The sequence below is a fragment of the uncultured Methanospirillum sp. genome, assembly GCF_963668415.2.
GTDB lineage: Archaea > Halobacteriota > Methanomicrobia > Methanomicrobiales > Methanospirillaceae > Methanospirillum.
The window spans coordinates 738,326-764,276 of the sequence record NZ_CAXXDL010000001.1; the positions used below are offsets into that span (position 1 = coordinate 738,326).

Here is a 25,951-nt window from a genome sequence, read left to right on the forward strand (position 1 = left end):
ATCAGGGATCGATCGAACACGAGATTAAGGATCGGAGAGAAGAGGTATCATGGATATTTTCAGCATGCCTGCGGTCATGCTCCCTCTTGCTGTTAACGCCCTGGCTCTTATTATCACCCTCATCTACGGATGCTGGGAGGATATCAAGGAACGTGCAGTTCCGGTTGTGATGTGGTACCCTGCAGTTGCAATCGGCATTCCCATGCTTTTCTGGTTCTGGTACTCAGTGGCAGAAGCAGGTGATCTGCGCATGTTGATGCCACTTATCCCACTCATCCTCTTCTTTGTGGTTGCCTTCTACCTCTTCACCAGGTTCAACCTGATGGGAATGGCGGACACAAAGGCACTGATACTCATCACCGTTCTCATCCCGTGTTTCCCATTCGTTCCCGTAACCGGGTACCCGGTCTTCGGGTTTCCTCCATATGTATTCCTCCCATTCAGTGTCCTCTTCAATGCGGTTGTCATCAATCTCATCCTCCCGGTTGTATTCTTCGTGATGAACGTGATCAGGGGGAACCGTGCACCGCTGGCCTATCTCTTTCTCGGGTTCCCGGTACAGGGATCAACAATCGAGGATCAGTTCGGGATTGTTATGGAGGAGTTCACCGAGGTGAACGGGGAACTTCAGAGGAAATTCATAGGGGTAAGAGCTGCTATTAAGGATCTTGTCTCAGGCGGAAAGCGGGTGTACACCAAGTCACTTAAGGAACACCCCGAAAAGTACCGCAAAGAACTTGCATTGTACAGGAAGGCAGGGACTGTCTGGATCAGTTACGGCGTGCCGTTCCTGATTCCGATCACAGGCGGACTCATCTCTGCTCTCTTCCTTGGCGATCTCTTCGGGTTTCTTGTCAGGCTGGTTGTCTCATGAGCAGCGGACCAAATCAGATAGCACTCAGCTTTGATAAGCAGGACCTGATCCCGGTGATCGCCCAGGACCGGGAGACAAAGGATATTCTCATGCTCGCCTATGCCAGCCGTGAGGCGATCGATCTTACGGAGGAGACCGGATATGCACACTATTACAGCAGATCGCGAAAGAAGATCTGGAAGAAGGGTGAGGAGTCAGGAAATCTCCAGCAGGTTCACGAGATCAGGGTTGACTGTGATGCTGACGCCCTGATCTATATAGTTTCACAGGAATGTGCGGCATGCCACACCGGACACTGGACCTGTTTTTACCGGACTATCAGCGGTAAAATTATAGCAGACCGCCTATTTGAGCCGGATAAGGTATATAATAAAAGCAATGAATGACCACGTTATAAGTGGTGAATATTTTTGAAATTGGTTCCAGATACTAGCGTCGTCATAGACGGTCGCATCACCACTCTCATCGATACAGGTGAATATAACGGAGCTCAAATAATAATACCGGAAGCAGTTGTTGCCGAGCTGGAGGCGCAGGCAAACCAGGGACGGGAGATCGGATTTTCAGGTCTGACCGAACTCCAGGAACTGTGCAAACTCGCCGAAAAGGGTATAATATCAATAGAGTTCTACGGAGAACGCCCGACACTTGAGCAGGTAAAACTTGCCAGTGGCGGTGAAATAGACTCACTTATCCGCAGGGTTGCCATAACCCACGGTGCACGATTTATCACAAGCGATGTTGTCCAATCCGAGGTCGCTAAGGCGAAAGGCCTTGACGTGCTATACCTCAGGCCACAGGTCGAGGATTTCACACCGCTTGCAATAGATCAGTTTTTTGATGAGTACACCATTGCGGTCTATCTGAAAGAGCGGGCTAAGCCGATGGTTCGTAAAGGAACCATCGGAAAGACAGAGACTTTCACAATCAGGGAGACTCTCTGTACTGAGTACGAACTCAGGTCGATGGCCCAGGAGATCCTGGAGCGTGCAAAACGCGATCCTGATGGATTCATCGAGATAGAAAAGCGTGGAGTGACTGTCGTCCAGATCGGGTCCATGCGGATATCGATTGCCCGGCGTCCCTTCTCTGACGGGATGGAGATCACTGCAGTCAGGCCTATCGTGGATCTTGCTCTTCAGGACTACAGCCAGGTAGAGGTCATCAAAAAACTGCTGATGAGCGAGAAACCGGGAATTCTGATCACCGGAACACCGGGTTGTGGGAAGACCACCCTTGCCCAGGCAATTGCCACGTACCTTTCTGAATCGGGTTGCATCGTCAAGACGATGGAGCAGCCACGGGAGATGCAGGTACCTGACCAGATCACCCAGTACACCGCACTTGACGGCAGCATGGTCAACACAGCAGATGTGATGCTCCTCGTCCGCCCTGATTTTGTCATCTTTGATGAACTCAGGAAGAACGATGACTTTGACGTCTTTGCTGATATGCGGTTAGCCGGCATCGGTATGATCGGCATCCTCCATGCAGTATCACCGCTTGAAGCACTGCAACGACTGGCATACAGGATAGACTTCTCTGCCCTCTCACAGGTCTTCGGAAGTCTCATCTACATGAAAGACGGGCATATCCAGCACATCTACTCAACCAGTTTCTCGATGAAGGTTCCGGAAGGGGCAGACAACGAGATGCATATCCGCCCGGTAACGACTCTTTCAGAGCTCCAGACAGGTGAGATCTCCTTTGAGATCTTCAAGTTCGGCACTGAGACTGTTGTGCTTCCAGTGGCTTCAATCGAGGAAGAGGAGGCCCCGGCATATGAGCCGCCACAGGAGACCGGCAAGGGTCTTGAGCCAGAGAAGGCAGTGGTCGCAGTACCCACAGTCCAGAGCCCCGAACCCCAGCAGTCTGAAGAGGAGAGTGACGACGAGGATGAGGAGAGTTCCACCTGGGAGGTCACCGAGAGAGATATCCAGCGGGAGATCGGCAGGTACTCAAACGGTGAGATCCTTGTTGAGATGCTCTCGGCAACCAAGGCTGTCGTATACATCGACGACCGCGATGTTCCTGCTGCAATCGGAAAAGGTGGCAAGAACATTGCTGCAATCGTGAACAAGGTCGGTGTCGGGATCGATATCAGACCTGCAAGCGAACTTGCAAAGAAAGCAAAAGTTGCAGCAGCTGCGGCTCCGGTTGAGAAAGAAGAACTGAACCTTGGCGAGGGACTGCAGGTCAGGATCGACAAGAAACAGCTCTCCATCATATCCCCTGGCAATACCGGCAAGATCGTGGACGTCTTTGCAGGAAGAGAGTATCTCTTCACAGCGACCGTCAATGACTCAGGCGAGATCCATCTCGCTAAGAACAGCACCATTGCCCAGGAGATGCTCCGCAGGTACAACGAAGGAGAGCCCATACGGCTCAAAACGGTCTGAAGGTGTTCGGGAGGATTTATTGTGACTCAGGAGACCAATAACCAGGAGACCGCAATCAGAGCCAGGTGGGAAGGGGCATTTGTCACAAAACCATCTGACAAGCAGAAGTTCTATCTCACCGTCGCTTATCCGTACCCGAGCGGTGCGATGCATGTCGGCCATGGCCGGACATATATCGTTCCCGATGTCATCGCCAGGTTCTGGAGGATGCGAGGTCGTGAAGTGCTGTATCCAATGGCATTCCACGTCACCGGTGCACCGGTTGTAGGGATATCAAAGCGGATTGCCCGGAAGGATGAGAAAGCAATCAAACTGTACAGGGATCTCTACAGGGTCCCGCAGAACGTGCTTGACTCATTCACCGATCCTCTCAACATCGTCAACCACTTCGCGAACGAGTACGAACGGGTGATGAAGCAGGCAGGACTCTCAATCGACTGGACACGACGGTTTACCACTGTTGAACCTACCTACAGCAAGTTCATCGAGTGGCAGTGGAAACACCTCAACGAGGCAGGTCATGTTGTCAAGGGTGCACACCCGGTCAGATACTGCCCGCAGGATGACAACCCTGTGGGAGACCACGATCTACTTGAAGGGGACAAGGCAGAGATTCAGAAGTTCATCCTGATCCTCTTCAAGTACGGAGATATCACCATCCCCTGTGCAACCCTCAGACCTGAAACCATTTATGGTGTCACCAACCTCTGGGTCAACCCGGATGTTGAGTACGTACGGGCTCAGGTAGACGGAAAGGAATGGATCCTCTCACGCGATGCGATGACCAAACTTGGTCTCCAGGATCACGAGGTAAAAGAACTCGGCGTGATCAAGGGATCAGAACTCGTCGACAAGACCGTGACCCATCCATTCTGTGGTGAGATTCCGATCCTTCCAGCCGTCTTCGTGGATCCCGACATGGCAACCGGGCTCGTGATGAGTGTTCCTGCCCATGCACCTTACGATTACATCGCTCTTCGTGACCTGCAGCAGAAAGGGAAGTACACCTCAATCAAACCGATCGGCCTTATCAAGGTCGACGGGTATGGTGAGTTCCCGGCTGTAGAGGCTGTTGAGAAGGCAGACATCATCAACCAGGATGATCCAAACCTCGAAGCCCTCACCCAGGAGGTTTACTCAGCAGAGCACAGCACAGGAAAGATGTACGAGCAGTATGGGGGCAAACCAGTTAAGTTCGCACGTGATGAGATCGGCCAGGTGCTCACAGACCAGCACGGCTCCTTTGTCATGTACGAATTTGACACCCGACCGGTAGTCTGCAGATGCGGGTCACGTGTGTATGTCAAGGTTCTGCATAACCAGTGGTTCCTTGAGTACAGCGACCCTGTCTGGAAGAAGCAGGTATCAGATCAGCTCGCCATAATGGAACTGGTACCTTCCGAGGTCAGGGCGGAGTTTGACAGGACAGTCGGCTGGCTCAAGGACTGGGCATGCTCACGACGGGTAGGGCTTGGAACCAGGCTCCCGTGGGATCCGGAATGGCTGATAGAGCCGCTCTCTGACTCCACCATCTACATGGCGTACTACACCATCGCGGCACAAGTCAAGAAGATGGATCCTGCCATCCTGACACCAGAGGTCTTTGATTATATCTTCCTTGGAAAAGAGTCTCCAGCCCTTCCACAGCGTGCAGAACTTGACGCGATGAGGAAGGAGTTCCTCTTCTGGTATCCGTACGACTTCAGGTTCTCTGCAAAGGATCTCATTTCCAACCACCTGACCTTCCAGATATTCCACCACTGCTCAATATTCCCGAAGAACCTGCTCCCACACGGGATGGTTGTCTTCGGCATGGGTCTTCTGAACGGGGCAAAGATGTCATCCTCGAAAGGCAACGTGTATCTGCTCGAAGATGCCATCAACGACTTCGGTGCTGACACGGTCAGGATGTTTCTGATCGGCAGCGGAGAGCCGTGGCAGGATTTTGACTGGAGGAACGAACTGGTCGCCTCGACCAGGAAGCAGATCGAGCGATTCGCTTCAACCATCCGTGAGGCAAACTCAGCAGGTGGCAGCCCGGTACCCATCGACCGCTGGATCATCTCACGGGTGCAGGAGCACATCAGGGAGGTCACAAAGGCGATGGAGAACTTCCAGACCAGGCAGGCCCTTCAGGAGTCCTTCTTTGGACTTGAGTCAGACCTGAAATGGTACAGGCGCCGCCTTGGTGGAGAACTCACTGGAGGAAAAGAGACTCTTCAGGAGATCAGTTCCACATGGGTACGTCTGCTTGCACCTATCATCCCCTTCACAGCAGAAGAACTCTGGACAGACATGGGTCATGAAGGGTTGATCTCCTTCGCACCCTGGCCTGAAGCAGACGAGACGAAGATCGATATCAGCGCAGAGATCGGTGAAGATCTCCTGGCACGAACCGTTGAGGATATCGAGTCACTGCTCCGCATCATCAAGATGAAACCAGAGCGGGTCACCATCTGTATCTCTCCTGAGTGGAAGTGGGACATCTTCAGGATGATCGCCTCAGCTCCAGACAAGAAGAATGTCATGCGTGAGATCATGCAGCAGGAAAGTGTCAGGGCACGTGGAAAGGAAGCAGCCGATGCAGTGAAGAACTGCACAACCCATTACCACCGTCTCTCGTCAGAACTGGTAGACCAGATTGTGGCAAGCAGACCTGATGAGCTGGCGGTATTCACTGCTGCACAGAAATTCCTGGAGAGCGAGTTCAACCTCAGGTTTACTATTGTAGCAGCAGAAAACTGCTCTCATGAGAAGGCAGGATATGCCCTGCCATTCAAACCGGCAATAATTATTGAATAAAGAGACGGTTATTCAACCGTTTTTGCTTTTTTTACCCGTTCCTTTGTTGTGTACCCCGTAACATCATCCAGGTACCGTCTGAATCTGCGGTTTGTATCAAGAATGATCTGTTCATCCTCAATCCCGGTCTTGGACTTCGTCCCTACGAGCATACTCTTGCCAGCTGCTCCCACCTTCACCTGCATGGATTCAATGGCCCCAAAGCTGATCTGAAAAAACCCGTCTACCTCTTTTGGTTCGACTTCAAAGTGCTCTTTGAGTTTTTCTACAATATTCACAGAAAGTTGCTTTATATGGGTCCTCTTGATAGGATACTCCTGCATACTCATTTTATAGCTGCGACGGGTATCTTAATGTAATGATGAACAGTCAGGTGCCCGACGTCATCGTGCAGTCACCACCACCTACAGGTCAGGGTGTCACCGTCTTTATCGGATTTCCCGGGAGCGGCCTTGTGGGGAGCATCGCACTCTCATACATCGTGGAGAAACTCGGGTTCACCCAGATCGGGGTGATCACCAGCAAGTACTTCCCGCCGATGGCAATGATGACCGAGGGAATCATTGCAGTTCCTGTCAGGATTTATGAGAAAGATGCAACAGTCGCTATATTTGCAGATATTCCAATTCATCCCCAGATCTGTTACGAGGTCGCCAATGCAATCCTTGACTGGCTCAAACCGGTGACAGTTGCCGAAGTGGTAACCATCGCAGGAATCATCACAAATGAACCGGAGAAACGTGTGTTCTGTGTCACCACAGGCAAAGAACTGCTTGACAAGATCGGTGAGACCGCACTCAGGCTTCCTATCGGAAGTATATCTGGCATTGCCAGCAGCATCCTCACCGAGTGCAAAGTCAGGGGGATTCCTGGTATCGGCCTTCTTGGTGAGACAATCAACGCTCCTGATCCCCGGGCTGCAGCAGCAACCATTGAGGTAATGAACACGATTTATCAGTTGCAGGTAGATACAAGCGGTCTCTTGGAACAGGCAGATGAGATCGAAGCACAGATGCATCGTCTCTCTGAAGAGGTACAGTCGGCTGAGGAGCAGCCGGTGAAAACGGATCCATTGCTCCCCATGTACGGGTGACCTCCATGGAATGTATCACATTATCAGGGATCTCGCCGCAGGTGATAGAGGAACTACGAAAGGGCGTCCCCCGGACTGTTGAACTCACGAGTGCACACAACGTCATCGCACTCTCATCAGTGGCACCGGGTGCACGGGTCTTCATGACCTCAATCGATTGTGAAGATATCGCAATCGGAGACACCGGCATCATCGTCGAGATCATCTCGGTATCCATCACCATGAAACACGTCGTTGAGGTCTCACAAGGATATCATGTAATGGAGCGTGAGAGGATGTCAGCACGCTGCAAGTTGAAGTATATCTCAAACACCACCATTAAGGCGACAGTAAATCCCTGCAGACTCACTGAACCACGACTGGTGGATGTGGTCAGGCCTGTAATTTTTCACGCAGGATAACTCTTTTTTTCGCTAGGTTTAAACCAGTCTAGATATAATATATGGAGGCACAGGTGGACCTGTGGCTTAGCCTGGATATAGCGTCGGGCTTCTAACCCGAATGTCGGGGGTTCGAATCCCCCCAGGTCCGTACAATCTTTTTTAAAAATGTTAGTAGGTTCTGCTGATGTGAAGAACCTGATCAAAGAAGTGATACTGTGTCCCATCCATGAATGCTACATCAGCACCTATCCGCTCCATGCAGTTGTTAGATGCCACGAAGGTTACAGTTGAGCCGGTACTGGTGCCGAGATCCTTTGTCTCCGTCGTTCCGTCAGGAGCATACCTGGTGACCTTCAGTGACTTAATGATATTCTGGCCAAATCCACCGCGGTACTCCACGGTGATGGTTCTTATATCTACATTTGCCTGAATGGCAACAGACTTGTTTGCCGGTATCTCCTCGATTGGATCGGGTTTCAATGCCGGTGATGCAGCGATCTCCTCACAGGGATCAACGACTACTTTATAGTCTGTACTGCATATTCCAGATACTGATGGAAGCACTTCGTTGAGGAACGGATATTCGACTCCATCCATGTAGACTGCATTTCCGGTAACCTGGTCACCGCACCCTGTCCCCGTGAATGTGACCGTATCACCGGTCTCCCACCCAAGGTTCTTTGACTCTGTTTTGCCGTCGGGTGATGTGACTGTTATCTGCAGTGACTTCAGAAGATTCTGACCAAAGCCGCCGCGGAAGGTCGCGGTGATCGATGACCCCATCTGATCAACCTGCACTCCGATTGAGAGATTTGCTGGAGGCTGGATCGTCTCTACGGGTACTGGAAATGTCCCGGTCTCTGCTGCAGTTCCTAATCCTATCACTGTCAGTGAGAGAAGTACAAGACTCACCAGTAACGCTCTGGTTCTATCCATAATAGAAGTCTGTTCAACCTGATTACTATTTCAGGATTATGATCTGAATCAAACAGATAATCGGTGCAAAAAAAGAGGTTACTCGAGAATAATGTTCTGGATATTGTGCTCGCGGAGAGCAAGCATCTTTGTGCGGTTCAGATTCTTGCCTGCCTTTCCGATAGCAAGTCCCCGATCCTCATCCATGATCACCACATGGGCGATCTGATCACCGTGGTAATCCGAGTACTGAATCTCAGTGACCTTGGCTGGATGGAAGCAGTTCTTGAGGAACTGACTCGGATCATCCGAGTACTCCACAACCTCACAGCGCTTGCCCAGCGTTTCGGCTGCTTTCTTAATATTGGCACCCTGTTTGCCGATGGCAAGCCCCATCTCACCGTTATTTACGATAAAGATAAACCGGTTATTCTCCTCGTCGGCGATGACGTCACGGCTTCCCGCACCGGTCAGGTGCTCAAACCGGGCGATCAGGGCCAGCTTCTCTTCGTTAAGAACTACTCCCATACCACTCGCTTACCTTGAAAGGCTCAGGATGTCAGACTCGCCTGCTTCCACAACTGCCAGGGCGCTTACCATGAATGGCTTACCACAGGCACGGCCGAGCTGGACACTTGAACCCGGGAAGGTGTGAGCCTTGACCTGTTCCTTGCCGGAAAGGTACTCAACAAACTCCTTCGGGCAGTTCTCTGCAACCACAATGAGCTGTGCTTTCTTGCTCTCGATGCTCTCTCTAGTCTCATTCTGACCAAGGATCACGGTCCCGGTCTTGATTGCCCGTCTGAGGGAAGTGTTGAAATCCATATGAAATACCCTATACTTTCTGCCTTACTACTAATTTAACATCCCCGGTTCCGAGCTGAATCGGCTGACCGACGATGACGTTCTCAGTGACCCCGCAGAGAATATCTGCTTCATGGGCTACCGCTGCATCAAGGAGGTGATTGACAGTCACTTCGAATGCTGCACGGGAGAGGACACTCTCCTTCTCTCCTGCAATACCGTGACGTCCGATCTGTTTGACCTCACCTTCCATGCACATCATGTCAGCAACGAGCATAATGTGACGGACATCAACCATGATACCCTGTTCACCAAGCGTTGCAAGGGCTTCATTGATGATTGCATTGCGTGCTGCCTCGATACCAAGCACTTGAGAGATCTCGTTGATGTTGTTGGTCCTCGTCCTGGAGGTATCCACACCACGGACTGCGAAGACATCCTTCAGGTTTGAACCTTCTGTGTAGAGGATGTACTCGCCGGATTCTTTCCTGACCACCACACGCTCAATATCATCAATTCCCTGAACGATGACATTTCTGACATGTTCCTTGAGCTGGAAGAGGTTCTGATAGCTCCCGCGATCCTTTGGCAGGAAGACAATGAAACCATTGGCCTCATCGATCTCATGATCAAAGTCACGGTAGTGGCGGCGCTCACGGATCTTCTTAGGCCCGGCTTCAAGGATCTCCTTGATACTGATCTTCCGCTTGTCACAGACCTGTTTGTTGAGGTGAACCACGATCTGCATCTTAGCCATATCGGTGGTGATATCACCAAACTCCTGGAGTGGAGCCGCCTCAATCTGCCATGAGACCTGCCTGGCCTTGTCACGGTCGGCAGCATATCCTTCACGCAGATAGATCGTCATAGTCGGGGTGGATGGCTCCTTTCTGGCATCCATGATCTCGATAAGACGGGGCAGACCGAGGGTAACGTTGATCTCGGCCACACCAGCGTAGTGGAAGGTACGCATGGTCATCTGGGTACCAGGCTCACCAATGGACTGAGCAGCGATCACACCTACAGCTTCACACGGTTCGATCCTGGTGTGCTTGTACTCCTTGAGCACCTGTGCCATGATCCCTACAAACTGATCATCGGTAATGAACCGTTGAGGGGCATCAATTCCTTCGATCTCACGCTTAATCACGATCTTGGCAAGTGCAGTATTGGTACGGTGGGGAAGATTTGGTTCAAGGATACCAAAGAACCGGTTATTGATCCTGGCAAGTGCTTCTGGATGCTCTACCAGTTCCTCAATTCTCGGCAGGTGATCGCGAAGCAGTTCCCTGTACTTATCCTGCTGGAACCGGTCAAGTGTCTCAAACCGCGAGAGATCGACCCAGTCGGGGATCTTCATCGCTTCAACCGGTTCCTCGCGACGTACCGGGATATCGCCTTTACCTAGATCTGCAGACAGAGGGAATGCCTGGACAAGCCAGTTCTCGAAGTTGCCCTGCTTCAGCTGTTCTCCGAGGAAAACATTATACTGCTTCTGAGTCAGCCTGAAGTTCGGGTTCTCATCCTTCTTGAACTCCTTGATCTGCTCCTTCAGGAGTTTCTCTATCCTTTCTGGAATCTCCGGAATCTTATCTGTGGTCAGGATGTGATCTGCAAAGAACTCCCTGATCTCGATTGCCTTCTTATCCTGATTGGTAAGTTTGGTCTTTCGGATCGGGGTGATGATGACCTCGCCTTCGACGGGAGGAATTTCTTCACTCTCATTCTCGCTCTCGGGTTCATGATCCTGCAGGGTCAGCTGATAAAAGCGGTCATTTAGCCACTCATAAAACTTCTCTGCATGGATAAGATCTTCCATCCTTGCGATGAAGGCCTGATCATCAAGAAGGGAGTCTTCTACCCCTTCCTCCTCCTTCATCACCCACTCAACCATCTCCATGAGAATCTCACGGATATGGTCAGGAACATCTTCTGGGAATCGGCGTTTAACGCGGTGCTCTTCAAAATATTTGAGCACAACCTTGGCTGCCTCTGCCGAGATATCGGGAAGTTCTCCCATCATCAGATCTCCTCCTTGAGAATGTTGCCCACAATACCTTCGACATCCACAGGCTCACCAAACGAACTCTTCATCGGATCTGTTGAGTCTTCACCGTACTCAATCTGGATGATACGACCGCCGGTGGTCCGGACTGAACCATCATATGCAACCTTGAGATCCTGCAGAGCGTTGATCATACGCCGCTGGAGGTAACCTGACTGTGAAGTACGGACTGCAGTGTCCACAAGACCTTCACGACCTCCGATTGCATGGAAGAAGAACTCAGTCGGGTTGAGACCGGACTTGTAACTGTTCATCACAAACCCGTGACCCATCGCCCCACGTTCATCTTTCTTGAAATGCGGGAGCGTACGGTCTTCGTACCCTCTCATGATACGCTCACCACGAACTGCCTGCTGTCCGACACAACCTGCCATCTGGGTCAGGTTCAACATCGAACCACGGGCTCCGGATACAGCCATGACCACTGCCGAGTTTGAGAGACCAAGGTGACGGCCTGCAATCTCACCAGTGTTATCACGAGCCTTTCCAAGCACCTGCATGATCTGCATCTCAAGAGTCTCTTCAGGAGTCCTGCCCGGCATTGGCTCGAGCTGACCATCTTCAAAGATCTTGATCCTCCGGTTCACATCTTCAGCAGCCTGGGCAAGGACCTCACGAATCTGACCATAGTCACTCTTGGAGAGGTCTTCATCATCAATACCGAATGTGAAACCGTCATGCATGATGGCGCGAATAGAGAGCCTGGTGACATCATCAATGAACCGGGCTGCGCGTGAATACTGGTACTGCCTGATGATCCTGTGAAGGATTGCACCATCAAATGCCCCAACGGCACGCTTGTCGATGACACCGGAGATGAGGTTTCCATCTCGAATCTGAACGTACGCATCACGATCGCACTCGGCTTTCATGCACTTCTCACAGTTCTTACAGGATGATGCCTGGAAGACCATGTTCAGATCAGACGGGAGAATCCTGGAGAAGACCTGCTTGTTACTCCAGTATTCAACACCATCCTCGACCTTCCCAGGTTTTCCAAGGCGATCTACATTATTGTTTTTGAGAAGATCGATAGCCTCACCCTTGGTGAACCATCTTACCATATGCGTAAGCAGGAAGATTCCGGAGATATGATCGTGAATACCACCGATGATCGGACCGCCGAAACGCGGTGAGAGAATGTTCTCCTGCACACTTGCGAGCATTGCTGCCTCTGCCCGTGCCTCCTCGGTTTGAGGAATATGCAGGTTCATCTCATCACCATCAAAATCTGCGTTATAGGGAGGACATACTGCAGGATTGAGCCTGAATGTCTTTCCATCCATCAGTTTGACCCAGTGGGCCATGATGGACATCCGGTGCAGGGAAGGCTGACGGTTGAAGAGAACGATGTCGCCGTCACGAAGGTGACGCTCGACGATCCAGCCGGGTTCAATCTGTTCTGATACGAATTCAAGGTTCCCGTCTTCTGCTCCGGTTCCCTTCACCAGCCTGATACGCCGCTTGTCAGGCCTGATGACATAGTTAGCACCGCACGGACTCTTCACGCCAGGTCTCTCAGGACCTATCTTGACGATCTGTCGGAGCTCGTCGATATTGTATATGGTGGCTTGAACAGGGATGGTCATCTCATTGGCGATCTTGAGCGGGATACCAACTTCGTTAACCGAGAGGTTCGGGCTTGGGGAGATGACAGTACGCGAGGAGAAGTTAACACGCTTACCAGAAAGACTGCCACGGAAACGACCGTCCTTTCCTTTCAGACGCTGTGAGAGTGTCTTGAGCGGCCTTCCTGACCGGTGACGTGCAGGTGGACATCCTGCCACCTCGTTATCCATGTACGTGGTGACATGGTACTGGAGCAGTTCCCAGAGATCCTCGATGATCAGTTGTGGTGCTCCAGCATCCTGATTCTCTTTGAACCGCTGGTTGATACGAATGATATCCACAAGTTTGTGGGTGAGATCATCCTCAGACCGCTGACCGTTCTCCAAGATAATGGATGGACGCATCGTGACCGGGGGAACCGGGAGCACGGTGAGGATCGTCCACTCAGGGCGTGCAACCGAAGGCTCGATTCCAAGGTGAATCAGGTCTTCATCAGGAATCTTCTCAAGCCGTGCTCTGATATCTGCAGGAGTCAGCTTGTTTTCGACCTTTTTACCACGGTCATCGGTGGTGACCTCAGCAAATGTGGTTGGTTTCTCAAAGTTAATCTTGAGCTGCTGTTCACCGCAGTGAGGGCAAATACGTTCCTTTTTGACATCCTTCTCTGAGAGAGAGTCACCGCTGCTCTCATCTTCGGGACCCATGATCTTCTCGATCTCTTCGGGTGAGAGGAGGAGGCGGCCACATTCACGGCAGGTAACCCTGAGCAGTTTCCTGATCAGACGAGTATATCCCACGTGAATGACCGGCTTCGCGAGCTCGATGTGACCGAAGTGACCGGGGCATTCACCGGCCTTCTGGCTGCAGGTCTTGCACCGCAGACCGGGGTCGATGACACCAAGGTGCAGATCCATGAGACCCTGAGGATACGGGAACCCGTCATCATCATAGGTATCAGCCCAGATGATCTTGCGGACGCTCATCTGGCGGATCTCTTTCGGGGAGAGGAGACCGAACTCGATCCTCCCAATTCGTTTTGGGCTTGCCATGTTTCACTCCTCCTTATACAACATCCTCAAGGTTGAGACGGGGTGCAATCATCATACTCTTCATCTCATCGAGGAGGAGTTTGAAGGCATAACTCATCTCAACAGGATAGATATCAGTCTCATTGCCACAATTGAGGCAACGGGTGATGTTCATCTTCCGGTCAAGCATTGCGACCATACCACAGTTGGCGCAGACAAACTCGGTGACCTTATCTGACTCTTCAAGCAGACGCTCTTTGAGAGCCATTGCTGCTCCGTGTCCGATCATCACATCACGTTCCATCTCACCAAAACGAAGACCTCCTTCACGGGCACGACCTTCAGTTGGCTGACGGGTCAGAACCTGAACAGGACCGCGTGAACGTGCGTGCATCTTCGAAGATACCATGTGGTAGAGTTTCTGGTAGTAGATGACACCGATGTAGATATCTGCCTGGAATCTCCTGCCGGTGATTCCATCCCACATAGCCTGACGCCCGGTGTGGGAGAACCCGAATGCTTTGAGTGAACCACGGAGGTCTTCCTCTCTCGCTCCGGAGAAGGCGGTTCCGTTCACCCTGTGACCTTCGAGCGATCCGACCTTGCCACCAAGCATCTCAAGCATATGCCCGATGGTCATACGAGACGGAATTGCATGCGGATTGATGACAAGATCAGGCTGCATCCCTGACTCGGTGAACGGCATGTCCACGGCAGGAGTGATGAGTCCGATAACTCCTTTCTGCCCGTGGCGTGATGCGAACTTGTCGCCAACCTCGGGTATTCGGAGGTCACGGGTTCTGACCTTGACGAGCTTGGAGTTGTTCTCTCCTTCGGTCAGGATGACAGTGTCAACGATACCATGCTCATTACTTCGCATGGTGACCGAGGTGTCACGCCGTTTCTCAACAGTAATCAGTTCAGAGCTTGGCTCTTCCAGGAAACGGGGTGGAGAAGTCTTGCCAATAATGACATCCTTCTCGTTAACAACAGTCTCCGGGTTGATGATTCCGTCATCATCCAGATTTGCATAATAGTCTGCACCATGGGCACCGACCACATCCTCGTCAGGAACCTGGATACGGTCGATCTGACCTCCAGGATACCGGCGCTCTTCACCCTCGTATGTTCTTAAAAAGTGGGATCTACCAAGACCACGGTCGATTGAGGCCTTGTTGAAGATGAGAGCATCTTCAATGTTGTACCCTTCGTACGAGAGGATGGCAACCACGAAGTTCTGACCTGCGGCACGATCATCGGACCCGATTCCTTCTGATGTCTGAGTGTACACGAGAGGCTTCTGAACGTAGTGAAGCAGGTGGCCACGGGTATCAGGCCTGAGTTTCATATTAGCGTTCGCAAACCCGAGCGCCTGCTTGACCATTCCTGCACCCATCGTTACACGCGGTGATGCGTTGTGTTCAGGGAACGGGACATGTGCTGCCCCAATACCAAGAATCAGTGACGGATCGATCTCAAGATGAGTGTGAGCAGGAGTAATATCATCGGGCGTCATTGCGATGAAGAGATCTTCTTCCTCTTCAGCATCCACGAACTCGATAACACCGCTGGTAATCAGATCAAGAAACGCGATCTCCTTGTTTTTCAGTTTCAGGAGATCGTCCTCAGTGATCATTGGTTTCCCATCCTGAAGAACGATCAACGGTCTGCGGGCACGCCCGCGATCGGTATGGATGATGATATCGCCGTTGAACTCCTTGTGCGAACAGTTCACCTCGGTTGAGATGACACCCTGCCTGCGCATGGTTCTGATCTTCTGGACCAGATCCTTGGGATCATCGACAAGGCCGATGAGTGCCCCATCAACGAACACACGGGATTTTGTCTCTATCACTGAAGCTCACCTCTGATCTGTTCAACACCGAGGCCGTAGAGCATCCTGATGATCTCTTCATCGTCATATACTCCCTTGCTGATCTCAACCATCTGGGCGAAGTTCTTCACCAGACCACAGTTCGGACCTTCAGGGGTTTCACTCGGACAGATCCGTCCCCACTGGGTTGGATGCAGATCACGAGCCTCAAAGTGAGGTTGGGAACGAGAGAGCGGGGAGATGACACGGCGGAGGTGTGAGAGCACACTCATGTGATCAATACGGTCAAGGAGCTGCGACACACCGGTCCTTCCTCCTACCCAGTTACCGGTGGCAAGCGGGTGGAGCAATCGCTCGGTCAGCACATCGGCACGGACCGCGGTTGCTATTGAGAGGTCGCGGTGTCTCATGCTGGCACGCTCGAGCTGGTATTTGATATCACGGGTCAGCCGGTTGAGGGAGATACGGAAGAGATCCTCCATAAGGTCCCCCGCGAGTTTGAGCCGTTTGTTTGCGTAGTGATCTTTATCATCGATACGCCGGCGATCCAGTACGAGATCAAAGCAGGCCTCAGCCATACGTCCGAGGAAGTGTGCCTTTGCAAGTCTGACAGAGCGGACGATCTTCATCTGCTCCTCGTCCTCCTCATGTACAAACCGCGGCATCATGTAGTTGAGATGCGGAAGCAGGTAGTTGTCAAGCACAAATTCTGCCCGTTTCTTCTGGTAGTCGCGGGTCTGGTTTGGTGCCAGTTTCTTACCGACATACATCACTCCGCACTCGACCGAGTCGCACTCGCTCTCTTCAAGATTCTGCATCATGAAGGTGAGGATCTCCTCGTCAGTTGAGACAGCCTTGACAACCTCTGCATCGCTGGTCATCCCGAGAGCACGCATCAGGTCCACGAACCGAAGATGACCGGCAACAGACGGGAAGGTGACCTCAAGCAGGTTCTTGCGGTTACGTTCCACAACCACGAGGGCACGATATCCCCTGAACTGGGAGAACACTTTTGCAACATAAATGCGCTCGTTGTATCTCTCGGTGTACTCGGTCATGATCTTGTTTGAGGCAAGATCCTCGAGCGTCATTAGAACCCGCTCTGTTCCGTTGACAATGAAATAGGCCCCGGGATCGAGCGGATCCTCACCATGAGAGACACGCTCCTCTTCGGTCAGGCCTGACAGATTGCAGGCTACTGATCCTACCATGATCGGGAGTTGCCCGATGGTAGCGGTCACCGGTTCCTGGCGGACTCCACCCTGAACAAGGGTAAGATCCAGCTGAATCGGCGCTGCGTATGTGATATTGCGCAGCCTCGCCTCCCCAGGGAAGAGTTCAGACTGCGAACCGTCTGCTTCCCTGACAAGGGGCCGTAATATTTTCAGGTCTCCTAGCTCAACCGATACCGGTTCGTTTCCTTTACCCCGTGACTCAATATCTGTTTCAATAACCCGCTGCTCTTCAACGACCTTATGCAGATTATGAGTCAGAAAATAATTGAACGAATCCAGCTGATGCCGGGCTACATGGTCCCGGGCAAAATATGCCTGTGAAAGGATGCTCCTATCAATCAAAAGATCAGCCCCAGGCTCACTTCTTGGGTCTCTTTACTACCTGACGGTAGGACTCTGCACGACCGGCGGTCATACTCTTTCTGACGATCTTGATGACGTCATTGATCCGGGCCCCTATGGCCAGCACTGCCGGATCATCATGATATATCTTGGGCAGGTGTTCCTGTCCGATATTATACTTGGAAAAGAGCGCTTTGACATCGTCATCGCTCATGATACTGTGCTCTGGTACCATCTCATGCTTAAGTACATTCAGCTCGGCGTTCAACGCCATACCCCCTCGATTGCGACTGCAATTCGATTAAAAAATCTGTGCACGAAAAAACCACAACTGCAAGTGGAACGGGCTCGAGGGGATTTGAACCCCCGACCACCTGGTTAAAAGCCAGGCGCTCTGCCAAACTGAGCTACGAACCCACTTTCTCATCTCTCTTGTAGCATCATAAAGAGGCTGCGATGAGGGATAAAGGTTTGCTCTTTCCATTCATTTCCAGACCGGCCAGGTTCACCATACCTGCTTGAAACCTGGTCAATTCAGCAGGATAATGAACAGCATACCGGCGCGTGTATAACATATATGCAGGATCAGATAAACAGTTTTACTGGAATCACTGTTCATACGTCAAGATAGCTGAAGGGATCCCGGATCCTATAGGCCAATAGTTACTCAGAGATTCCGTTTTTTCAGGGGCGATACTGAGTGGTACCAATATGGCTAATACAGGCTGGGCATCATGGATGAACTCAGCCGATGGATAGAAGAGAACAAAAAACTCTGTCAACCGAGAAAGGAGCACGCAATAAGGGCAGTCAGGCACCTTTCACGGATTGAACGGCAGAACCTCTTCTCAGAGGAGATCTCATACATGCGGTCTGCCGAAGGTCGCTGGTTTGAGATGATCTCGTATGAACTCTTTCTTGATCTTGCATCCCGTACAAATGTTATCAAGGCAGTGGTTCTAAAAGGGGCAGACGTAAGGGGAAAGAAAGAGATCCCTGCACTCGGACAGGATGGGTTCTTCTACTCGCGAAACGGGGATATCACCCTTCGGGGAAACGGGCAGGACCTTGCAGAGTTCGATCTCCTGCTCATCAAACATGATAACTCACTGGTTTTTGTGGAAGTGGTCACATCACCGTCTGATCTCAAGGATTTTATGCAGGAGATCTACTACAAAAAACAGATGATCCGCTACCTCTTCAATCTGAAGGCGGTCACCTTCATCCTGATAACCTCATTTCCCCTCACAAACTACAAAGGTGGCAGAAAAGTTCTCGGATCAGAAGAGCATCTCTCAATCTGTACCCAGGCATGTGAAACATTCAGGACGCACATTTCAGGAACCTGGAACAAAAATACCATGAAGCCGGTCCTTCCTGCTGGAAAAACAGTAAGGGCCACAAGTCTTGAGCTCGCAAACCCTCTGTCATACAAGATCTTCCACGACCTTGAGCGCGAATGGGTCTTCACCCACCTTCCTGAAGGGGACGCCATGCCCGCATTCCCATCGCCTCACCGGACTGCAACTCTGGTCAAGAAGATCCTCTTCGGCCGGCTGTATCCATCAACAATAAAACGGCTTTGTGAGCGGTACCGATTCACATACAAAGACAAGAGCCTCTCTCCCGAGGATATTGCTGAGCAGTTCTCCAAGATGATCCTCGCAGCAGATCTGCCAGACTACACCCCGCTCATCTACTTCAGACTGCGGCAGAAGAAGGAGTATTATAAGATGGTCTTTGACGGTCAGGGGTGTTTCAAATTTGAGCGGAAGACCCCTCCGAAAGTCGGTTTCTTTGTCTGGCTTGAGTCAATGGAGCCAGAACTCGGGGCGGGAATCTCGATAAAAGTGATCGATGCGCTTGCTAAGTACTGTTTTACCACCGGGCAGACAACTCCGCCCCAGTCATAATCATATGATCAGGGTTATAGCAGGCATTACGGTGTACCTGACTAAGAACAGGTATTAAAAAAAGGGATTCCCCTGCAGGGAGTCTGATGCATTTCCTGCAGTTATTGAAGGAGGATATCCCAAGCCTCATCCCGGTATGCTTCCATCACATACGGAATCCCTGAAACATCTGCAGCCTCAGGAGTGAGTGCCATCAGGTCTCTGCGCGAGACTGACTTGAACGAGAAGTTCCGGCTTCCTGCCATGATCTGTGACATGCCGGTCTTGAACTTCTGTGCATAGGTGTAGATACCCAGGGCACCGAGCGGAATCTCATCCATCTTGGCTCCGAACTTCTCCTTGAGTTCTTCGTATGCAACAAAGATCTCAGGAACCGATGAACCATACTTGGAGACACTCTTCGGGAGCTCCCCGGCCTTGAGCCACTTTTCGATGTTCTTGCCGACCATTCCCGGAATCATGAGGCCACGGCCCATACAGACTGCCTTGAAGTACGGTGCACCCATGGCGAGAGCCTTGAATGCATTTGCCTCGTCAGCAAACCCACCTGCAATTGCAAGGTCAGGAACCCGCATTCCCTTCTTCTGGAGATCACATGCCATCTGGTACGCCAGTGACTGGATGTAGAAGGTCGGGATACCCCACTCGTTCATCATCGGCCATGGGCTCATACCAGTGCCTCCCGGTGCTCCGTCGATGGTGAGGAGGTCGATCTTTGCTTCAGAACTCCACCTGATTGCCATGGCGAGTTCTTTCATGGAGTATGCACCGGTCTTGAGGGTCACACGCTTGAACCCGATCCCACGGAGACGATCCACTTCCTCAAGGAATCCTTCCTTGGAGACAAACCCAAGCCGTGAGTGGCGTTCAAACTCCTTGATTGCTCCGGCCTTGTATGATGCCTGGACATCAGAACGGGTCGGGTCGGGGAGAACAATGTATCCACGCTTCTTGAGTTCCTGGGCACGTGCAAGATCCTTAACCTTAATCTCGCCACCGATACACTTGGCACCCTGACCCCATTTGAGCTCGATCGTTTCAAGGTTGTGCTTGGACGCAACATATTCTGCAGTTCCAAGCCTGGTATCCTCGACGTTCAGTTGGACAAGAATTTCTCCATATCCCTGGTGGAACTTTTTGTACGTATTGATGCGGCGATCCATTTCAGGTGATGAAGCCACTTTCTTATCTGAGCCAAGAGTCATCTGGGGATCGACACCACAAACATTCTCACCACAGACAAGGGTGACACCGGAGATGGCTGCACCAATGGCAAAGTGCTCCCAGTTGATTCGTGCAATATCAGTGGAGCCCAGTGCACCGGTGAAGATTGGAACTTTCATCTTGACTTTGATGTCCCAGCCGTAATCAACCTCGGTGTTGACATCATCAAAAACAGCGGTGTCAGGATTTGCTGTCACACCATCAGGCAGTCCGTTTGCCCCGACAGCATAGCCATGAATATTCAGATGAGAGTAATCGATCGGGTAGTTTTTGTCTGCCCCTGCAGTGACCTCACCAAAAGGCCCGGGATACAGAACTTCACGGCCACGGAACGATGCAAGCCAGATATCACAGGCGCCTTTACATCCGTCAACACACCGGGAACACATTCCCGACATGGGCACCACGTCTTTTGAACGATTCACTGTGCCTACGGCTTCATTGGAATTAGGACGTTTCAAATTCATGAGGCATCTCCCCTGCACATGTATCCACGTGCGGGAACTCACAACTCCGGTCCGAAAGGATGCCGGATAACAGAAGTAGATCGCAGTGAGGTATAATCCCTTTCCTTCTCTCGTTCTTAAAAAAAATGGATAATTTTAAGGTGTTTGGATAGAAGGAAGTTGTCGGGTTACATCCTGGGCTTTTTGAATAACCACCTCACCAATATATATGAACAGAGCTTATCAGCACACATGGCACCAGTACGAAAGGCTTCACCAAAGGGAGCAATGAACCCTAAACTCGAAAAAGCGATTAATGATCAGATAAATGCAGAGTTCTACTCAGCATACCTGTACCTCTCAATGTCATCATGGTTTGACTCAGCCGGACTGAAGGGGTTTGCCAGCTGGGAACGCATTCAGGCGATGGAAGAGCGCGATCATGCCCTGAAGTTCTTTGATTATCTATGCGCACGGGGTGGGCGTGCCGTGCTGCAGCCTGTTCAGGCACCACCATCATCATGGAAAAGTCCGCAGGACGCGTTTGAAGCCCAACTTGAACATGAACTGAAGGTAACCGGACTGATAAACAACCTGGTGGACCTGGCTATGAGTGAAAAGGATCATGCAACTGTGAACTTCCTGCAGTGGTTTGTCAGCGAACAGGTGGAAGAAGAAGAGAACGCACGTAATACTCTTGATCAACTGAAGATGATAAGCCAGGAGAAAGGTGTCGGGTTGCTGTACATGCTTGACAAGGAGATGGCTACCCGTGTGTATACCCCTCCGGCATCAACAAGCACTTAAATCACAATGATTTTTCATTTTCATTTTTTTCAGGAGACTGCAGGATCACCTGGTTGCGCCGAAGTTCGGATATCAGGAGAAAATCAATGAACTGAGTATGGTACGGGTACTCAGAGAACAGGATCTCATACTTCTCACAGCCATGGCGCCTGAATTCAGCGGTGAAGCCTGCAGAGGATCCGGCGTGGCGTATAAATCACTCCTCCCCCCGGTTGCCAACCATTACTCAAAAGATGTAGATGATTTTGACGCACGGATCGGACGACTCTCTGATGATGAGTTCAGGTACCTGATCGATCTGATGCTCACCGGGGAAGAGAGTCTGCATTGCCTCTCGCCGGAATACTTCTTCCGCCTGGAGGAGAGGATCAGGAAAATTTCTGGCCAGGAGACAGCACATAAGATAGGAGCACGGTATGCCATGGAGTGTGACTGAACCGGGCGATAAGGCCTAATATTCTGGGATCAGATCTCTTGGTATGTCATTCAGATCCCGGATTATCATCCTCCTCCTCATTGTATCAGCCCTGATCTGCAGTGTTGATGCATATATTATTACCATTGATGCACCGGATCATGTCAATGCCGGTGTCCCTCTGACAGTCACCGGAGAAACATCGTTTCCTGAAAATACCCATTTTGATATCGTTCTCTTCTACTCGAAATATACTGCAGGGGAAGTCGCCAGACAGAAAGTGATAGTTGATCAGAGCAGGTTATTCAGGACAGATTTTGAGACCCGTGATCTCCAGAAGGGGCAGTATAAACTCGAAATTCACAATATTATTTCAGACGGGAAAGAGTTCGTAGAAAGTTCACTGGGCTCTGCATCGGTCACCCGCAGGGTTGTGATGATTGTAGACCGCTCAGATGAGCTGGTCCTGGAGTCGGCCCAGACACAGGATATCGAAACAGCTCTGGTTGTAACCGGGAAGATCAAAGACATGGATAATAGTGTGATCACCCTCCGTGCATTTGGTCCGGATAACTTCACCTTCGGACCCCAGCAGTTGATTACAAGCCCCGGGTATGCAGACAAAGATGGGCATTTTTCCACCAGGATACCAGTCACTGAAGCAGGAGAGTATCAGATCAGCCTCTCTGATAAAAAGGGTTTTATCAGTGAGAACTCTGTTAACGTCACCGGAGGAGAGAAGAGTACACCAACTGTTACTCCAACGCAGACTGTTACTGTTACCCCAACAATAACTCCCAATGAGACCAAAAGTACTCCTACCCAGACACCACTACCTGCACCAACCAAATCACCACTGCCAGGAGTCATCGGAGTCTGCAGTCTTCTAGTTGCATCTGCCTTGTTTCGGAGAGAATAATCATACATCATCTCCTGCTTTTTTCATGAATCAGTCAGATATCCGGATCATACAGAGGATATGAAGAGCAAAAAGAGAGGGTTTTGCGGATATTTTCGCCTGTTTTTCCAGGAACAATCAGGTATTCAGAGCGGTTATGATCTGGTCACGGCCTGATACAAGGGCCTGATCGATCTTTGCCACATCCGGCCCGCCACCCTGAGCAAGGTTAGGTTTTCCGCCACCTTTTCCACCAAGGATTGTGCATACTGCAGCGATCAGATCACCGGCTTTGATTCCATCTACTCCACTTGCAACAACTGCTCGTGCCGTTTCGCCACCTGCAATAAGCAGGGCCACTCCGCCTGAAGCAGAGATGCTTGTGGCAATCTTCACCAGTTCAACAGACGGGAGATCGATACGTTTGATCAGAATGCTCTTTCCATTGATCTCTTCCGGAGTCAGGTTCTTGAGTTCGAGCTCACTGACCTTTGCAGAGAGCCGCTCGATCTCTTTCCGCTGATCTTTCCATTCACCAAAAAACCGCTGGGCTGTGGCAGGAAGTGCTTCGTTCTGGACTGAAAAGGCCTCTGATGCTCCGGTAAGAAGGTCCTCCATCCAGTGGAGGTACTGCACTGCTGCAAGACCTGCAGCAAACTCGAGGCGCTCGATTCCATCCTGTATGTGTTCGACCCTGATGATCTTGATGAGACCAACATCACCGGTGTGGGCGCAGTGTGTTCCGGCACACGCCTCAATATCACCGGCAACCTTGACGATCCTGATCCGTGAACCTGGCGGAACTCCTCCCTGGTACAGACAGAACCCGTACTTCTGCTCTGCATCAGTCCGGTCTTCCCAGGCAATCGAAGTTGGTGTGTTGGCCATCACCAGCCGGTTAGCAACAGCCTCGATCTTCTTGAGTTCTGCAGGTGTGATATGTTTGTAATGGCGAAGATCCATGCGTGAACTGGTCTCACCCTTCTGGGCACCGGCCTGATGTATATGGGCGCCAAGCACCTCCTGGGCAGCATGTAGAAGAATATGGGTTGCCGTGTGATGTCTCATCAGGGAGAGGCGCCGTTCCTCGTCGATGATCCCACGGACTGTATCGCCTGCCTGTAGGTTTCCTCCGGATATTTTATGGAGGATCGACTCTCCGAGTTTTATCGTGTCCTCAACACGGATCGTAAGCCCGTCTGGTGCCAGGAGAAGACCGGTGTCACCAGGCTGACCACCACCTTCAGGATAATAGAGGGTGGCATCAAGGACTACATACTGATTATCCAGAACATCGAGAACTTTTGCCTCGAACTCCATTGAACCCTGTTTCTCATAATACAGTCTTCTGGTTTCAGGAAGGTGGGCAAGCCGGTCAAGGTAGTCATAGAGAGGATTACGTTCTGGCTCGCGTTCAGATTCAGAATGCATGTCTGCAATCTGTGAGTAGAAATCATCAGGCAGATCGACAACAGCACCCTGTTCTGAAGCAAGATCCCTGACCATCTCTGGTGGGATACCATGAGAGTCATAGAGAGTGACCATCTCGCTGAGCGGGATCTTCTCACACTTCTTCTTGTAGGTCTGTGCAAGCCGTTCAACAGTCCTGGTTCCCCTCTCCATGGTCGTTCTGTACTTATCGATCTCACGCTCGATGATCTCACTGACCACTTCAGGATCCTGTTCGAACCTCTCGGTCCCGATGATCTTCATCTGCTTGCTGACCATCTCACCAAGGAAACCGCTGTCTATGTTCAGGTCACGCATCATCCTGAGCGTCCGTCTGATCACAAGCCGTGCAAGGTATCCATCCTTGACATTCGAGGGAACAATACAGTCCCCAAGCATGTACGAGAGGCAGCGGGTGTGATCCACAATGGCATACACACTCTCCACTGGGGCGATCATCTTCTCCAGTTTCTCAACAGGAATATTGATCTGATCAGCAACTTTCTGCCTAAGCTCAAAGATCCGCTGACCCGAGATGTCCATGAGACCTGCAAACTTGGCATTCTCCCCGAGGATATGGATGAAGTCAGGATCGTTGAGACGGTGACCAAGCCCTGCTTCCTGCATCACCTGGCTGACCATTTCAGGGAAGACGGCATCATAGATTGTAGGCGATCCTTTTGAAGCCCAGACCAGGCGTTCAAGTCCGTACCCGGTATCCACAATTCTGAGGTTCATCGGATAGTACGGGGTCCCTTCGAGCATAACCGGAGCCTTGTCGGTCTTCTGCTTTCCAAGACTCATGAAGACCAGGGTTGCCACTTCAAGCCCGCCGATGAGAACCTCGACACTCGGCCCGGCATTTCCTCCACCGATCCATGGGTGTTCCTTGTAGGTCACCCGGTTCATGTCAGCACCGATGCTTGCAAGGAACTGGTCGCAGAGTTCAACCGTGCGATCCTTCCAGTATACCTCTTTTCCGTTTGTGTTGAAGGCGTGATGAGCCATCATCTCAAAGCAGGTCAGATGCCGGCCTGATCTTCCGACTGAGTCGAGATCATTGAGGCGGATGCAGGGCTGTGAAATTGTCAACGGGTTTGCCGGCGGTGGAACAACACCGCTGGTTACGAAAGGCTGGAAATCAGCGATCGAAGCGATGGTAAGATAAATATCATCACGCCACCGCGCTGCCACAGGATAGCGGGATATCCGGGTATGACCTTCCTTCTCATAGAAGGAGAGGTATGCTTCCCTCATCTGATCAACGGTGTGAGCTCTGAAGAGAGGGTTTCCAATAAACTGATAAGGTTCGCAAGGGGCATCCCCACAGACCGTTCGCTCGGGGTCCCTCGTCCAGAACGCTTTCCCGCACGAGGTACAGACCTTCCGTACCATATCCTGGGTACGGAAGTATTCGAGCTGATATTCTTCTTCCATCATGAAGATTCCCGCAGTG

The 25,951-nt window shown here is 51.3% G+C and carries 21 protein-coding genes and 2 tRNA genes; 11 read left to right on the top strand and 12 right to left on the bottom strand.

The window, feature by feature from the left end; all coding sequences use genetic code 11:
* Nucleotides 1-49 precede the first annotated feature (49 nt).
* The 4 genes from ACHZA2_RS03400 to leuS are packed head-to-tail and all read left to right on the top strand — an operon-like array spanning nucleotide 50 to nucleotide 6,075.
* Nucleotides 50-874 (top strand): A24 family peptidase C-terminal domain-containing protein, encoded by an 825-nt coding sequence (locus ACHZA2_RS03400; RefSeq protein WP_319578542.1) that lies wholly within the window; start codon nucleotides 50-52, stop codon nucleotides 872-874.
* On the top strand, nucleotides 871-1,260 hold the full coding sequence (hisI, locus tag ACHZA2_RS03405; RefSeq protein ID WP_319578543.1) for a phosphoribosyl-AMP cyclohydrolase: 390 nt from the start codon (nucleotides 871-873) through the stop codon (nucleotides 1,258-1,260). The genes ACHZA2_RS03400 and hisI overlap by 4 nt, the downstream gene beginning before the upstream one ends.
* 24 nt (nucleotides 1,261-1,284) lie before the next feature.
* Nucleotides 1,285-3,273, top strand: a complete 1,989-nt coding sequence (locus ACHZA2_RS03410) for a PINc/VapC family ATPase (RefSeq protein WP_319540190.1) — start codon at nucleotides 1,285-1,287, stop codon at nucleotides 3,271-3,273.
* 21 nt (nucleotides 3,274-3,294) lie between these two features.
* On the top strand, nucleotides 3,295-6,075 hold the full coding sequence (leuS, locus tag ACHZA2_RS03415; RefSeq protein ID WP_319540189.1) for a leucine--tRNA ligase: 2,781 nt from the start codon (nucleotides 3,295-3,297) through the stop codon (nucleotides 6,073-6,075).
* A gap of 8 nt (nucleotides 6,076-6,083) precedes the next feature.
* On the opposite strand, the gene ACHZA2_RS03420 is transcribed toward leuS, so the two are convergent.
* On the bottom strand, nucleotides 6,084-6,398 hold the full coding sequence (locus tag ACHZA2_RS03420) for a DUF5611 family protein (RefSeq protein WP_319540188.1): 315 nt from the start codon (nucleotides 6,396-6,398) through the stop codon (nucleotides 6,084-6,086).
* Between the two features lie 35 nt (nucleotides 6,399-6,433).
* Between ACHZA2_RS03420 and ACHZA2_RS03425 the strand changes: the two genes are divergently transcribed.
* The 3 genes from ACHZA2_RS03425 (at nucleotide 6,434) to ACHZA2_RS03435 (ending at nucleotide 7,699) form a co-directional block, all read left to right on the top strand.
* The gene (locus tag ACHZA2_RS03425; RefSeq protein WP_394698473.1) at nucleotides 6,434-7,168 is read left to right on the top strand and encodes a proteasome assembly chaperone family protein; all 735 of its coding nucleotides are present in this window, start codon (nucleotides 6,434-6,436) and stop codon (nucleotides 7,166-7,168) included.
* Nucleotides 7,169-7,173: 5 nt separating this feature from the next.
* On the top strand, nucleotides 7,174-7,569 hold the full coding sequence (locus ACHZA2_RS03430) for a DUF473 domain-containing protein (RefSeq protein WP_319540187.1): 396 nt from the start codon (nucleotides 7,174-7,176) through the stop codon (nucleotides 7,567-7,569).
* Between the two features lie 55 nt (nucleotides 7,570-7,624).
* A tRNA-Arg gene (locus ACHZA2_RS03435) sits at nucleotides 7,625-7,699 on the top strand.
* Between the two features lie 20 nt (nucleotides 7,700-7,719).
* Here the strand turns inward: ACHZA2_RS03435 and ACHZA2_RS03440 are convergent.
* The 9 genes from ACHZA2_RS03440 to ACHZA2_RS03480 form a co-directional block, all read right to left on the bottom strand.
* Nucleotides 7,720-8,487, bottom strand: coding sequence for a hypothetical protein (locus ACHZA2_RS03440; protein WP_319578544.1), 768 nt, complete (start codon nucleotides 8,485-8,487; stop codon nucleotides 7,720-7,722).
* A 78-nt stretch (nucleotides 8,488-8,565) separates the two neighbouring features.
* Nucleotides 8,566-8,994 (bottom strand): NusA-like transcription termination signal-binding factor, encoded by a 429-nt coding sequence (locus tag ACHZA2_RS03445; protein ID WP_319540185.1) that lies wholly within the window; start codon nucleotides 8,992-8,994, stop codon nucleotides 8,566-8,568.
* A gap of 9 nt (nucleotides 8,995-9,003) precedes the next feature.
* Complete coding sequence (locus tag ACHZA2_RS03450; RefSeq protein WP_319540184.1) at nucleotides 9,004-9,291, bottom strand: 50S ribosomal protein L30e; 288 nt, start codon at nucleotides 9,289-9,291, stop codon at nucleotides 9,004-9,006.
* A 10-nt stretch (nucleotides 9,292-9,301) separates the two neighbouring features.
* A complete protein-coding gene (rpoA2, locus tag ACHZA2_RS03455; RefSeq protein ID WP_394698474.1) occupies nucleotides 9,302-11,293 on the bottom strand; it encodes a DNA-directed RNA polymerase subunit A'' in 1,992 nt (663 codons plus the stop codon).
* Complete coding sequence (locus tag ACHZA2_RS03460) at nucleotides 11,293-13,953, bottom strand: DNA-directed RNA polymerase subunit A' (RefSeq protein WP_319540183.1); 2,661 nt, start codon at nucleotides 13,951-13,953, stop codon at nucleotides 11,293-11,295. Before ACHZA2_RS03460 ends, rpoA2 begins: the two co-directional genes overlap by 1 nt.
* A 13-nt stretch (nucleotides 13,954-13,966) precedes the next feature.
* A complete protein-coding gene (gene rpoB, locus ACHZA2_RS03465) occupies nucleotides 13,967-15,787 on the bottom strand; it encodes a DNA-directed RNA polymerase subunit B (protein WP_319540182.1) in 1,821 nt (606 codons plus the stop codon).
* A complete protein-coding gene (locus tag ACHZA2_RS03470) occupies nucleotides 15,784-17,343 on the bottom strand; it encodes a DNA-directed RNA polymerase subunit B'' (protein ID WP_319540181.1) in 1,560 nt (519 codons plus the stop codon). Before ACHZA2_RS03470 ends, rpoB begins: the two co-directional genes overlap by 4 nt.
* A 16-nt stretch (nucleotides 17,344-17,359) precedes the next feature.
* Nucleotides 17,360-17,611 (bottom strand): DNA-directed RNA polymerase subunit H, encoded by a 252-nt coding sequence (locus tag ACHZA2_RS03475; protein WP_319540941.1) that lies wholly within the window; start codon nucleotides 17,609-17,611, stop codon nucleotides 17,360-17,362.
* Nucleotides 17,612-17,686: 75 nt separating this feature from the next.
* Nucleotides 17,687-17,760: transfer RNA gene (locus ACHZA2_RS03480), tRNA-Lys, on the bottom strand.
* A 317-nt stretch (nucleotides 17,761-18,077) separates the two neighbouring features.
* Between ACHZA2_RS03480 and ACHZA2_RS03485 the strand changes: the two genes are divergently transcribed.
* Nucleotides 18,078-19,256 carry a hypothetical protein gene (locus ACHZA2_RS03485; RefSeq protein WP_319578545.1) on the top strand — a complete coding sequence of 393 codons (1,179 nt, stop codon included), beginning with the start codon at nucleotides 18,078-18,080 and terminating at the stop codon, nucleotides 19,254-19,256.
* Nucleotides 19,257-19,357: 101 nt separating this feature from the next.
* Here the strand turns inward: ACHZA2_RS03485 and ACHZA2_RS03490 are convergent, their stop codons facing one another.
* On the bottom strand, nucleotides 19,358-20,947 hold the full coding sequence (locus ACHZA2_RS03490) for an FMN-binding glutamate synthase family protein (protein ID WP_319578546.1): 1,590 nt from the start codon (nucleotides 20,945-20,947) through the stop codon (nucleotides 19,358-19,360).
* A gap of 231 nt (nucleotides 20,948-21,178) precedes the next feature.
* On the opposite strand from ACHZA2_RS03490, the gene ACHZA2_RS03495 reads away from it, so the two are divergent.
* The 3 genes from ACHZA2_RS03495 (at nucleotide 21,179) to ACHZA2_RS03505 (ending at nucleotide 23,067) form a co-directional block, all read left to right on the top strand.
* Nucleotides 21,179-21,733: a ferritin gene (locus tag ACHZA2_RS03495; protein WP_319578547.1), complete on the top strand. Its 555-nt coding sequence runs from the start codon at nucleotides 21,179-21,181 to the stop codon at nucleotides 21,731-21,733.
* A gap of 97 nt (nucleotides 21,734-21,830) precedes the next feature.
* Nucleotides 21,831-22,169, top strand: a complete 339-nt coding sequence (locus ACHZA2_RS03500) for a hypothetical protein (protein WP_319578548.1) — start codon at nucleotides 21,831-21,833, stop codon at nucleotides 22,167-22,169.
* Between the two features lie 43 nt (nucleotides 22,170-22,212).
* Nucleotides 22,213-23,067, top strand: a complete 855-nt coding sequence (locus ACHZA2_RS03505; RefSeq protein ID WP_319578549.1) for a hypothetical protein — start codon at nucleotides 22,213-22,215, stop codon at nucleotides 23,065-23,067.
* A 117-nt stretch (nucleotides 23,068-23,184) separates the two neighbouring features.
* Here the strand turns inward: ACHZA2_RS03505 and alaS are convergent, their stop codons facing one another.
* Nucleotides 23,185-25,935: an alanine--tRNA ligase gene (alaS, locus tag ACHZA2_RS03510; protein WP_319578550.1), complete on the bottom strand. Its 2,751-nt coding sequence runs from the start codon at nucleotides 25,933-25,935 to the stop codon at nucleotides 23,185-23,187.
* Nucleotides 25,936-25,951: the final 16 nt, after the last annotated feature.